Raw genomic sequence first — 11,939 nt, 5'->3', positions numbered from 1 at the left:
ACCGCGGGTTAGAGCCCTCCGTTGTGTGAATGAGGGCGCCGCCGATTGTACCAAGATTCGATATATTCCATCACCGCAGTCCTCGCGGCGCTGACAAGCCCTCGCCGTTCAGGCTCGGACCGTTCCATCGCCAGCGGGACAGCGGAGGTGTATTCACCGACGAGAAAAATTCCGCCGAGAAAACGCAGCGCCAGGATCACCAGGAGCGATCCAGCACCGAACATGGCATGGCTGGGAACTAGTGCGATGAGCAGTGTCGTTAGCGCCACACCGGTGAGTGCGATCTTGGTCGTCGCCGTGCGGCCGATGCGGTCGGAGATCGGACCGAAGATCGCCGCTCCTATCGGCCGTCCGAGCAGCGTCGCGACAAATATCAGCCCGGCGTTGCCGACCAGGTTTTCCGACCCGAAGAGGTGCGCCGCTGCCGGCGTCAGGGCGATGACGGGCAGGAAGATGTCGAATGTGGTCCACATAGTTGCCGAAGCTCCCGCCCCGTATGGCGCGGCGCATGCCTGGCGGCGCCGACGACGGCCGTTGAGCGGAGGCAGCAGTGCTGGCGCGGGGGTAACGCATCAATTTCATTTCCTATGCCGACTATTTTCACCCCTCAGCCGCAGCGCCGACCGTGGGGCGTTCCAGCCCCAGGTGCCCACGCAAGGTATCGGCGGTATAGCGGGTGCGGAACAGGCCGCGCTGTTGCAGCACAGGGATCACGCGGTCCACGAACTCGTCCAACGATTCCGGCAGCAGCGGCGGCATCACATTGAAGCCGTCCGCGGCACCGGAACGAAACCACAACTCGATTTGATCGGCGATCTGTTCCGGCGTTCCAACCATGGTGCAATGCCCACCGCCGGCGGCGAGCCGGCCCAGCAACTGCCTGACCGTGGGCTGCTCAGCCTGAATAATTCGCAGGATCGTCGCATACCGACCCTGCGGCCCGGTGAAGCCGGCCAGCGGCGGCAGCGCCGGCACCGGCGCATCCAAATCCCAGTTGCTGCAATCCTGTTGCACAAACGTTCCCAGCTGCGCGAGCGACTGTTCGGTCGGCAGGAGGGCGTCGACCTCCGCCTGCTTCGCTCGCGCCTGCGCCTGTGTGGAGCCCACATAGGTGACGAGACCGGGCATGATCGATACCGCTTTCGGATCACGTCCGGCCGCGGCAATTCGCCGCTTCACATCCTGGTAATACTCCTGCGCGCTGGCTAGGTCATAGGCGACGGCATAGATTCCTTCGGCATAACGGGCCGCCAGGTCCCGGCCGGGGCCGGAGGCACCGGCCTGGAATAGCACGGGTCGACCTTGCGGCGGGCGTGGCACCGTCAGTGGGCCGTCCACCCGGAAGTGTTCGCCGGAGTGGCCGATCGCTCGCACCCGGGCCGGGTCAGCATAGAGACCTCCGCGGTTCAGGACCAGAGCATCGTCCTCCCACGAATCCCACAATTTCAGTGCCACCTCGATGAACTCGGCCGCCCGCCTATAGCGCTGGTCATGGGAGGGCAGCACGTCCATTCCATAATTGCGGGCTTCGGCGTCAAACATGGAAGTGACCACGTTCCAGCCAATGCGCCCCTTACTAATGTGATCCAACGATGCAAGCATGCGCGCAGCGTGAAAAGGCGTAAAAAAGGTCGCCGAGACGGTGCTGACCAGCCCGATCCGGCTCGTCGCCCGCGCCATCGAGGCCATCGCCGTCAACGGTTCAAGAAACCACCGCGGGCCGGTGCTCACATCATTGACGGCGTGCCCGTCGGCGAAGAACACGGCGTCAAAGAGGCCACGTTCGGCGCTTTGGGCGAGCCGTTCGTAGTAACTGATGTCTCCCAACTGCTCGATGGGCGACTGCGGCCGTCGCCAGGCGGCGCCGTGGTGGCCACAACCCATGAGGAACGCATTGAAGTGGAGCTGGCGCGGGGCCGACATGACCGGCGCGGCCCTAGTTCATCACCAGGCCGCCGTCGACCACCAGGTTCTGACCGGTGACCGACCGCGACCAGGGGGAAGCAAAAAAAAGTACCGCGTCCGCAAATTCGGCCGGGGTGGTCACCCTGCGTAGTGGGGTGGAGGCGGCAATGAAGTCGAACACGTCCTCGGGGGTGGCCGCGCTGGCATCCGTGGTGCGCAGTAGCCCGCCGGAGACCATGTTCACAGCAATGTTGTGCTGGCCGAGGTCTGAGGCAAGGGTGCGGGTCAGGGAGAGCAGGGCGGCCTTGGCTGCGGTGTAGTCGTGGTAGGGCACCACCGGGTTCTGAAACAGGTTGGTGCCGATGTTGATGATGCGGCCGAACCCGGCCTCGCGCATGCCTGCCAGCGCCTGCTGGGTCGTGTTCAGGGCGCCACGGACGCTGCCGGAGAACTGTGCCTCGAACTCGTCCCAACTGATATCGGCCGCGCCGGAGCGGGCATCGCCGTTGAAACTGAAATCGGCCAACGCGTTATTGACCACCGTAGTCACGGCGGAGCCAAAATGTGCTTGAGCCTGCGTGAGTAGTGCCGCGACCTGGGCCGGGTCGGTGACGTCGGCCTGTACGGCAAAAGCGTGTTCAGGCCCATAGACGGCGGCCAGGGTTTCCGCCGCTGCGGCGCTGTGGCGATAGTTAATGACCACCCGGGCGCCCTGAGTCGCAAAAGCGTGCACGATGCTTGTGCCCAAGCCGCGTGCACCGCCAGTGACCAGGACAATCTGTTCTGCTATTTGCATGATTTTCTTCACCTTGGGTAAGGCGAAAGGACGAGATCCGGCACCAATGCGGTGCACGTAATTCTCCGTGACATCCCTTCGCTAGTTCGAACTAGATCAGGTTCAACGGGTGTCATCTCAGCCGACCGTCATACAGTCGGCACCCCGTGTCGCTGGAAACGAGTATACGCAACCGCCTGGTACCGGCGAATTTCCATCCCGAACCTGAACTCATCAACTCCCCGCTGGTCGACTTTGTCGTCACGAGGCTCAGCGCAACTCCACGTTTAACGGCCCTGGACGAGGCGTACCTGCACGCCATCGTCGTCTCGGGCGACCGTACCGAGACGACTTCTGCTCGAACATCCGCCAGTGCACACGACCGACACGTGGACGCCGGTGACGCAGCAGCGCAGCGCCAAAAGTTTCGCAACGCGAAGACTCCAATCACGCGCAAGCCCAAATATGGCGTGACCCAGAGTTTCCGGATAGCCTTCCTGAGAAATAACTTGGATGAAAATATGGCACGCAGAACTTAGAGGTGCTAGACCCCGCACATCCAGGCGAATGTCAGCCGACACTTATAACCCTGTTTAAGGCTTCGGAGGCGTTACGATTCGCGGCGTGGCCTGCTCGGTGCCAGACTTGGACCATGGTGTTCTCACTGCCGATCCTCGATTTCTCTCAACTCGACGCTGGCGAAGCCGAAGCTGCGGTATTCCGCGCCGAACTGCTGCGCGTCACCCACGAGGTCGGGTTCTTCTACCTGACCGGCCACGGCGTCGACCCGCAGCTGACGAAAGAGCTCCTCGCCGTCTCCCGCAAATTCTTTGATCTGCCGGCCGACCAGAAACTCAAGCTGGAAAACATCCACAGTCCCCAGTTTCGCGGTTATACCCGCGTTGGCGGGGAGCTCACCGCCAACGCCGTTGACTGGCGTGAGCAAATCGATATCGGAGTAGACCGCGAGCCCGTGCCCCTCGCCGTCGGAACTCCAGACTATTGGCGCCTCGAGGGCCCGAACCTCTGGCCGGAGTCCTTGCCCGAGCTGAAGACCGTCGCCCTGCGCTGGAATGAGGAGCTGAGCCGCATCGCGCTTCGCCTGCTGCGCGCCTGGGCACTCGCCCTCGGCAGCCCCGAGAGCGTCTTCGACGCCGCTTTCGCCGAGAACCCGTTCCTCTTGACCAAGATCGTGCGCTATCCCGGCCAGCCGGTACGTGCTCAGGGTGTGGGCGAGCACCGCGACGGTGGAGTTCTCACGCTGCTGCTTGTCGAACCAGGCAAAGACGGCCTGCAAGTCGAGCACGATGGCGAGTGGATCGACGCTCCCCCGCTCGACGGCGCCTTCGTCGTGAACATCGGCGAAATGCTCGAGCTGGCAACGGATGGCTACCTCAAGGCGACCCTGCACCGCGTTTTCTCCCCTGAAGACGGGTCCGACCGCATCTCCGTGCCGTTCTTCTTCAACCCTGCACTCGACACCGTGATGCCGCGGCTGCAGCTCGACGAGAGCCTGTCTCGCGAGGCCCGCGGGCTCTCTGCCGACCCGACCAACAGTCCCATTCTCGAGACGACCTACGGTGACAACGCCCTGCGCTACCGCTTGCGCGCCCACCCCAACGTGGCTGCGGCCCACCACGCCGATCTGATCTAACCCCAGATAACAGATGATGCCCGGGCCGAGACAACCGTCATACGCGTTACCTAAGCCGTCTACTCGATGATGACCTCCTTCCGGGTCTGAATAGCATTCGAGCACTAAATCCCAACGTGAGCTGCTGCGGATATCTCGGACAGTGGGCCCTCTTAAAATGAGGGTCTACTGAAAGTAGAGATCAGCATGACCGCAGCACGTAGGCGTTTCACCCAGGAGTTCAAAGACGATCGGAAAGTCCCGCTGTTCTGGGCCGTGACCCTGCACAATACCAACCAGGACCGTTTCGACGAGCGGATGGCTCGGACACTCGGCTCGGTCCACGGCTGGGTGCCGACCATCACCGTCACCGTCGCCAGCTGCATCGTAGTCGCCGTCGCCGCGCAGCTTCGACTGGACGTGCTGAGCCACCTGTGACGGGCATCCAGCTGGCCTGACGCGGATCCCTCGGCTCAGATCGGATTTGCCGAGCGGCTTTCTGTACTCAGCAGCACGACCACGGCATCGGAAGTCAGCGACGCTGCGGTGCGTCTGCCCGGATCGCCTGCGATTGCGCGCATCGCCGCCAGGGACGACGCGCCGCACGGGCCGGCGTCCACCCCGAGCTGCTCGAGGTCGTGCACAGCGCGGCGCGTGTCCTCCTCCGAGACGGTGACTGCGGCATCCAGGCCGTCGATCAAATATGGCCAGGAGTTGCTCGACGGCGTGCCGCAGTTGAGGCCGGCCATGATCGTGTGTGAGGTCGGCACTGAGGTGAGCGTACCGGCTTGCAGCGAGACGATGACGGATGGTGCGTTCTCGGGTTCGACGCTCAGCACTGTCGGAGCTGCGGCGACTCCATCCGGTCGCGAGCGATAGTGGCGGATGGCCGCCTCAGCCAGGGACCCGACACCGACGGGAACCGTCACCAGGTCGGCGAGAAGCCCCAATTCCCCCAGCTGCGCGTCAGCCTCACTGAAGATGGTCGAGTAGCCGTCGACGATGAGCTGCGGTACTTGCTCATAGCCGGGCCAAGCGGTGTCCTGGATGTGGAGTGCACTCTCCCCCGCCGACTCGACATAGGCGCGGGCGGCAGCCACCACGCCGTCGTACGGTGCGTCCACTCCAAATACCCCCGCACCCTCCGATTCGATCGCCGCCCAGGGGAGCTTCGACAGGTAGTTCGAGACGAAGATGCGCGCGGGCAGGCCGAGCAGCCGCGCCAAATGGGCGACCGCGCGTCCGTGGTTGCCGTCGGTCGCGGCGACCAGGGTGAACGGTGCCTGCGCGGTCAGCCGGTGGCGCAACTCATCCAGCGGAAGCGCCGCATCCGGCGACCCTACCCGAGCCGACAGCACGCGGGACACCGCGTACGACGCGCCCATCATCTTGAATGCCGGGAGACCGAATCGGAACGATTCGTCTTTCACGAACGCACGGCCGACCCTCAACTCGTCGGCCAGGGCGGAAATCTCTGTGAGCGGGCTCGGCCGGTAGTCGGGCAGGCTGCGGTGGAATTGCAGGATCGAGTCGTCCACAGCATCCGTTCGCCACCGCCTGGCGGCCGGGTTGGAGTAGAAATTGTCAGTCATGTTACCTCTACTATTCCTAAAGAGTTCGTTCCGCAATAGTCGATGATGACGCCGTGGAGCACGCGGGTGACGGTCTCCAGAGACTTGCGCTCGTATGGTGAATTGAGACAGAGATAAGAAGAATCTGTTTCATGACTAATCGTCTAAAATTCACTCCTTCCAGTTCCAGTTCCAGTCCGAGTTGAGCCGACTTCTACGTTTGCTGTTGGTGTCCCCGGAGGTCGGCAATGAAGTTCACGTTCTCCCGTGGGTTGGCTGCAGAAGAGTCGCGGCCATCGTGATGATCGTGATTTTCCCCGCCCTGTTCGTGCCGAGAATGCCACGATCTCGTCCGGTTTGATCTGCCGGGGGAGATTGCACACAGCCTCAATCGACTTGGCAGGACAATGGAATAATCAGCGAATAGGGATCAGCTTTGGCGGACGAAGCCCGTCAGTCAACGGTGGGCTCGTCGAGTAATGCGGCCGCGTACATCGGTCGGGCGGCGTCGGCACTGGGCGGATGGAACAGCCCGGCCGTAGCATCCCGGAACAGGCGGTTAAGCTCGGTGCTGTTGTTGTATCCGCTGCCACTTGCGCACATTAGCGCGGTCTCGGTCGCGTGCCGGGCCACGTTCGATGCGTTGATGCGCGCGCTGACCAAACGCAGCGGCCAGCCTGCGCCGTGGTCGATGAGGTCGTCGAAGTCGCGAGTGTAAGCGTCCAACTGCGCGGGCACCGCCATGTACGCCATGAGGGCGTCGGCCAGGCGCGCCCGGAACTCCGGCACCTGGGCGTAGGTAGTGCCGTTCTTGGCCGACTTCCGGCTCTTCAGCCCCGCGGCGCCCAGATCCAGCGCACGGCGCGCGACACCCGTGTACACAGCCCCGATCAGCAGTTGAAAGTTGCTCGTGATCGCGAACGTCAACAGATCGGGGTATCGCCCCGTCGGAATTCTGCGAGCGACCTTCTCCGGCCGCATCCGCACATTCTTCAGGATCGTCGCACGGCTCTGCGACGCGCGCATACCGAGCACGTCCCACTGGTCCGACACGCTGATGCCCTCCGCGCTCCGCTCGATGAACCCGTACACGAGCCTCGGGTTGTCGGCATCGGTGCTGTCCAGCCCGTGGGTGATCAGGCGCGTCCATACCGGCGACAGTGAGGTGAAAACCTTCACCCCGGTCAGCAGATAACCGCCGTCCTCCTGCGGCTGAGCAACGGTGTTCGACCCCTGCAGTACCCAGTCGTTGGCTGGCTCGCTCACCCCGAACGCGAAGATCTCACCGGCCATCACCTCGTCGAACACGTACGTCAGCGACCGGTCGCCGCGCTCGAACATCGCACGTACAACCCCGACGCACATCAGGTGCATGTTTACGGCGAGGGCCGTCGCGGGCGCTGCCGTGGCCAGACGCTGCTGCAGCCGAGATACTTCGTTGAGGCTCAGACCAGCGCCGCCGAACTCCTCCGGCACAAACAGGGTGAGATAGCCTTGCGCTGTGAGCTCGGCGAGGTCCTCATCGAAGAAGCGGTTTTCCCGATCGTAGATGTCGGCCCGCGCGCGGAAACGGCCCAACAGGTCGTCGGGCAGGTACGTCGAGGCCAGCTCTGCGTGTCGGGTTTCCCGATCTGACATGTCTGCTCCTTCGTCATGTATTGGCGCGTCTGATCAGTACCGCGCCGTTGTGGCCGCCGAACCCGAACGAGTTCGACAGCACCGTGTCAATACTCTGTCGGCGGGCTTCGCCCGCCACGATATCCCAGCCTGCGAACTCGAGGTCGTCGAGGTTGCGAGTGGGCGGTAGTATCTCGTCACGCAACGACTGCACGGCGATGATTGCCTCCACCACCCCAGACGCGCCGAGGAGGTGGCCTGTGCTGGACTTGGTTGCGCTGATCGGGATGCTGCGAGCTCGATCACCGAGCGCGGCATCCATCGCGTTCAGTTCGGCGGCATCACCGGTCGGTGTTCCGGTGCCGTGTGCGTTGATGTGGTCGACGGCATCTGGCGTGACGCCGGCGTCGGCAAGGCAGACTCGCACAGCTTGCGCCGCTCCCCGACCTTGTGGATGCGGTGCGGTCGGGTGGTACGCATCGCTGGCCGCCCCGAAACCGGCCAGCTGGGCTAATACGGTAGCCCGGCGGGTGCGCGCGCCCTCCTCGGACTCGAGAAGGATGGCGGCGGCTCCGGCCGACATTACGAAGCCGGAGCGTGCCCGATCGAAGGGGCGGGATGCGGCGGCGGGATCATGCTCGTACCCAGATGCCAGGGCGTGTATGTTCGCGTTCGATGCGAGATTTACCGGGTTCAGGCAGTCCTCGACACCGACGACGAGGACTGCGTCGGCGTAGCCGTGGCGGATGCGACGCAGCGCCTCCCCGAGACCGATCGCGCCGCTCGCGCACGTCGCCGATACGCTCTGTGCCGGCCCGAATGCCTGGTAGCGCTGGCTAAGTAGGGCCGCCGCTGCGTCGGGTGCACCGTAGATCGCGAGGGTCAGTGGCACTGCTCGGGGGCCGCGCTCGTCGAGGGCGCGAGTGGCGTGCTGCATCGCGGTGACCGGTCCAGAGCCCGTGGCGGCGATCACCGCGAATCGGTGTGGGTCCCACGGCATCTCGCCGGTTCCGGGCGTCCAGCCTGCCTGCGCCAGTGCTTGGTCAGCGGCCGCGACGGCCCAGTGTTGGCTGCGGCTCAGCCGACGGGCAAGGCTCGGTGCGAGGACACTGGATACCTCGAACCCGTGCACTTGTCCGCCGATGCGCACGGCCAGGTCGGCGAATTCGGGATCATCAAGTGTCGTAACGGCGCTGCGGCCGTGGCGGACGGCATCCCACATCGTCGGCACATCCAAGCCGCTCGGGGTGATCGCCCCGAGTCCGGTGATGACCACGCGGCGCCGATCGCTCACAGCCGCACGGCCTCTCCCCGCGCGACGAGCTGCGCGGTGGCGGCGCGGCGAATCTTTCCGCCGATTGTGCGCGGCAGCCGCTCGACCCAGTACCAACGGCGTGGTACGAATTGCGGGGCCAGGTTGTGCCGCGCGTGGGTGAGCAGCTGGCCCTTGTTTGGCGTTTCACCCTCGATGACGAGTGCGATGACAGTGCCCAGCCGTTCGTGAGGAAGCGCCACGGCGCAAATCGCGCCTAGGCGCGGCATCCCCTCGAATGCGCGTTCCACCTCCGGTAACGCCACCTTGTGTCCGCCGGTGACGGCGATGTCTCCGGCGCGGCCCACCAGAACCAACGCACCATCGACCAGTCGGCCGTGGTCATGTACAGTTGACCAGCCGTCGGAGCCTTTCAGCACGGTGTCCGTCGTACCGGCGATGTAGCCGTCGGAGCAAGCGGCGGCCCGGATCCACAGCGTGCCGGGCTCGCTGTCGGGCAGCTCGGCGCCATCCTTGTCGCGAATACTCGCCTTGACACCATCGTAGATGTTGATAGTTGTGCCGTCACCGTCACGGCTGTCACCTATGAACCCAATCTCAGCTGCACCGTAATAACTGATCAGCCGCACATCGGGCAGCACGTCGGCCAGACCCGCACGAAGAACGGCGGGAAGATTCGCGCCGCCAGTGACGATCAGTTCGAGCGTGGTGAAGCGGGCGGGGTCACGACGGGCAGCATTCACCAGTGCCTGCACGACGGCAGGGACCGTAACGACGCGGGTGATCTTTTCGTCGGGAATGCGCGCGGCCATTTCCAGCGGATTGAACACGTCCGCCATGTGCGCGCTGCCTCCGGAGGCGAGGCACTCGATCAGCGCGTAGAGGGTGAGGCTGTACGACACTGGGCCGGGCGCGAGCGTTGCGACGCCGGGCCATGGTTCCAGGTGCGCACTGGAGATCGCGAAGTTCTCGCGGTACTGGTGCCGCGTCTTCAGGAATGCCTTGGGGTTGCTCGTCGTGCCCGATGAGAACAAGAGGAGGAAAGGCTCGTTGCCGTTCCGCACCGTCGGTGCTGCCGCCGCCGTGGCAGATGCCTCGCGCTGCATGAAGTCGGCCAGCGGGTGGATCGTACCGGTCCAGCCGCGCGCGGCGAGGGCATCCGCAAGGTCGGTAGCATCACTGATCACCACACCGATTCCCGTGGCAAGAATGACGCCGACCCTGTGCTCCAGCGGCCACCGTGGGTCGATAGTCGCCGACACAGCGCGGAACCCCGCGAGCCCCGAAATGATGCGTGCCGTATGGAACGCTGATGCGATGCTCACGGCCGTGATCGGGATGCCGCCGGTTTCAGCGGCGGGTACCGGCGGCGTGTGCTGCCTCCGGTGAAGCCCCTCCACGGCGGCGAACATGTACCGGGAATCCTCAACGAGTTGCGCATACGTCAGTCGAACATCAGCTGCAACAATCGCCAGCTGGTCCGGATACTGCTCGGCGACTTCCAGCACGGTCCGCGTAATCGGCACCCGCGACCTCCTTGCGCGACCACGCCCTGGATCGATGCGATCAGTCTAATCCCCACCTAATCCTCAATCGACCGGTCTGCGTGGGTTGTGACGGCGTGGTGACCCGAGAGTTCTGCTCTGAAGGTCAGGCTCGATCCGGCTCAGCGCAGCTGATTAGAGCAGATCGTCACCGACCTGCTCGAGCGCCTCGAGACCGCGCTGGGAACCCGTTCGGCGCCGTCCCCGGCCCGGCCACCTCACCCACCAGCAGTGCCGGATGCCACCGCCTCATCAAAGAATTCGGGGCGCGGATCATCACCGACGCGACCGACGCCGCTGAACTGTAGGAGCCAGGGTCGGCCAGTCTTCGGGCTGGCCGGCGAGGGCCGCATCGACACCCAGCCCGACGAAACGTGCACTGTTACCCGCTATGCCGACAGCAACGCCTAAGCGAGGAGACTCATCATGACCATCAGCCACATCACCCAGCTCCGCGCCCTCCGCATCGGCTTTCTCACGGAGCTTGAACCTACTTTCATTGCGACGGTTGACCTCGCTGCGGTGGCTAATGGCCAATCGTCGCCACCACCACTACCAAGGACGGATTCGACAGAGCCTGCAACTTCTACCGCGACAGCACGACAAACTCAACGTAAACTCCGGAGAACTCGCGATACGCAACGCCAGCGCTGCCGCACTCGCGGCGCGCATCCAGCAGGGCAGGGCTACCATCCGAAGATGGGCAAATTTTTGGACAGCTGGCGCTCGCACCTTCTGGTGACGCTGTCGGGCAACAGCGAAGGCCGGCCGCAATGGGTCGGCCAGATCGCGACGGGCGACGACGCCGGGTACTTCGGCCCGGGAAGCGCGGCCTGGGCGGTACACGGCGGAATGGCGACCATGGTCGCCGGAATTCGAGCCCTGCTCATGCAGACGCTGCACCCGGGCGCGATGGCCGGGGTGCACGACTGGTCCCGCTATCACGAAGACCCGCTCGGCCGCCTGTCGGGAACGATTCAGTGGCTCGTCACCGTGACCTTCGCGGACACGGTGGTGGCTCAGCGCGAATCGGGCCGGGTGGCTCACTTTCACGAACGCGTCGCCGGGACCTACCTCGATGCGCGGGGCAAGGAACGGCCGTACACCGCGGGTGACCCCGAGCTTCTCTCGTGGGTGCACGTGGTCTTCACCGACGCCTTCCTGCAGGCCCACCTGCTTTGGGGCGACGCCATTCCCGGCGGTGCCGACGGCTACGTCAACGAATGGGCCACGGCCGGCGAGCTGATCGGCGTGCAAAATGCTCCACATTCGGCCAGTGAACTCGCCGCCCAGCTGGAGGCCTTTCGCAGCGCCGGAACCCTGAAAAGCGACGCCCGCGTGGCCGAGGCGGTGCGATTCATCCGCTACCCGCCGCTCAGCCGTGGCATGCTGCCCTTTTACCGCATCATGTTCGCCGGGGCCGTCGCCTCGATCCCCCGCGACTATCGCGACATGCTCGGTCTGAAACGCTCCCGACTGCCCTCCCTCTGGGCCACCCGCCTCGTTCTGGGCGTCGTGCGCACCCTGCTCGGCCCTTCGTCGACCTCAGAGGATGCTGCCCGCGCACGTCTGGCGCGCATCACACGCACCGACCAGCTCGCTCCCGAGACGTAGCCTCCGC

The 11,939-nt window shown here is 64.5% G+C and carries 10 protein-coding genes, 1 pseudogene and 1 riboswitch; of the genes and pseudogenes, 4 read left to right on the top strand and 7 right to left on the bottom strand.

Features of this window, described 5'->3' with window-relative positions:
• Window positions 1-131: 131 nt before the first annotated feature.
• The 3 genes and pseudogenes from E3T31_RS02305 to E3T31_RS02295 form a co-directional block, all read right to left on the bottom strand.
• Window positions 132-473 (bottom strand): annotated as a pseudogene (locus E3T31_RS02305) (MFS transporter); the annotation flags it as partial.
• Between the two features lie 127 nt (window positions 474-600).
• On the bottom strand, window positions 601-1,923 hold the full coding sequence (locus E3T31_RS02300) for an LLM class flavin-dependent oxidoreductase (protein WP_134467302.1): 1,323 nt from the start codon (window positions 1,921-1,923) through the stop codon (window positions 601-603).
• 13 nt (window positions 1,924-1,936) lie between these two features.
• Window positions 1,937-2,701: a 3-oxoacyl-ACP reductase gene (locus E3T31_RS02295; protein ID WP_134467301.1), complete on the bottom strand. Its 765-nt coding sequence runs from the start codon at window positions 2,699-2,701 to the stop codon at window positions 1,937-1,939.
• 56 nt (window positions 2,702-2,757) lie between these two features.
• Window positions 2,758-2,858: riboswitch (TPP riboswitch) on the bottom strand.
• Here E3T31_RS02295 and E3T31_RS02290 point away from each other — a divergent pair.
• From E3T31_RS02290 to E3T31_RS02280, 3 genes are all read left to right on the top strand, one after another.
• Window positions 2,848-3,219: a hypothetical protein gene (locus E3T31_RS02290; protein ID WP_134467300.1), complete on the top strand. Its 372-nt coding sequence runs from the start codon at window positions 2,848-2,850 to the stop codon at window positions 3,217-3,219. (Overlaps the previous riboswitch by 11 nt.)
• Before the next feature lie 113 nt (window positions 3,220-3,332).
• Window positions 3,333-4,334 (top strand): isopenicillin N synthase family oxygenase, encoded by a 1,002-nt coding sequence (locus tag E3T31_RS02285; RefSeq protein ID WP_134467299.1) that lies wholly within the window; start codon window positions 3,333-3,335, stop codon window positions 4,332-4,334.
• Between the two features lie 186 nt (window positions 4,335-4,520).
• Window positions 4,521-4,751 carry a hypothetical protein gene (locus E3T31_RS02280; protein ID WP_134467298.1) on the top strand — a complete coding sequence of 77 codons (231 nt, stop codon included), beginning with the start codon at window positions 4,521-4,523 and terminating at the stop codon, window positions 4,749-4,751.
• A gap of 35 nt (window positions 4,752-4,786) precedes the next feature.
• Here E3T31_RS02280 and E3T31_RS02275 read toward each other — a convergent pair whose 3' ends face one another.
• The 4 genes from E3T31_RS02275 to E3T31_RS02260 all read right to left on the bottom strand — a co-directional run bounded on the left by E3T31_RS02275 (window position 4,787) and on the right by E3T31_RS02260 (window position 10,282).
• Entirely contained in the window at window positions 4,787-5,905 is a 1,119-nt protein-coding gene (locus E3T31_RS02275) for a pyridoxal-phosphate dependent enzyme (RefSeq protein WP_134467297.1), read from the bottom strand.
• Window positions 5,906-6,337: 432 nt separating this feature from the next.
• Window positions 6,338-7,522 carry an acyl-CoA dehydrogenase family protein gene (locus E3T31_RS02270; protein WP_134467296.1) on the bottom strand — a complete coding sequence of 395 codons (1,185 nt, stop codon included), beginning with the start codon at window positions 7,520-7,522 and terminating at the stop codon, window positions 6,338-6,340.
• 13 nt (window positions 7,523-7,535) lie between these two features.
• Window positions 7,536-8,795, bottom strand: a complete 1,260-nt coding sequence (locus tag E3T31_RS02265) for a beta-ketoacyl synthase (RefSeq protein ID WP_134467295.1) — start codon at window positions 8,793-8,795, stop codon at window positions 7,536-7,538.
• Entirely contained in the window at window positions 8,792-10,282 is a 1,491-nt protein-coding gene (locus E3T31_RS02260; RefSeq protein ID WP_370304197.1) for a class I adenylate-forming enzyme family protein, read from the bottom strand. Before E3T31_RS02260 ends, E3T31_RS02265 begins: the two co-directional genes overlap by 4 nt.
• A 735-nt stretch (window positions 10,283-11,017) precedes the next feature.
• Here E3T31_RS02260 and E3T31_RS02255 point away from each other — a divergent pair.
• A complete protein-coding gene (locus tag E3T31_RS02255; protein WP_134467293.1) occupies window positions 11,018-11,932 on the top strand; it encodes an oxygenase MpaB family protein in 915 nt (304 codons plus the stop codon).
• Window positions 11,933-11,939 lie beyond the last annotated feature (7 nt).

Origin of the sequence: Cryobacterium sp. TMS1-13-1 (genome assembly GCF_004403125.1) — a bacterium.
In the GTDB taxonomy this organism is placed as follows: domain Bacteria; phylum Actinomycetota; class Actinomycetes; order Actinomycetales; family Microbacteriaceae; genus Cryobacterium; species Cryobacterium levicorallinum.
Note: the sequence above shows the minus strand (reverse complement) of the source record. Positions and strands in the feature narration are given on the sequence as shown.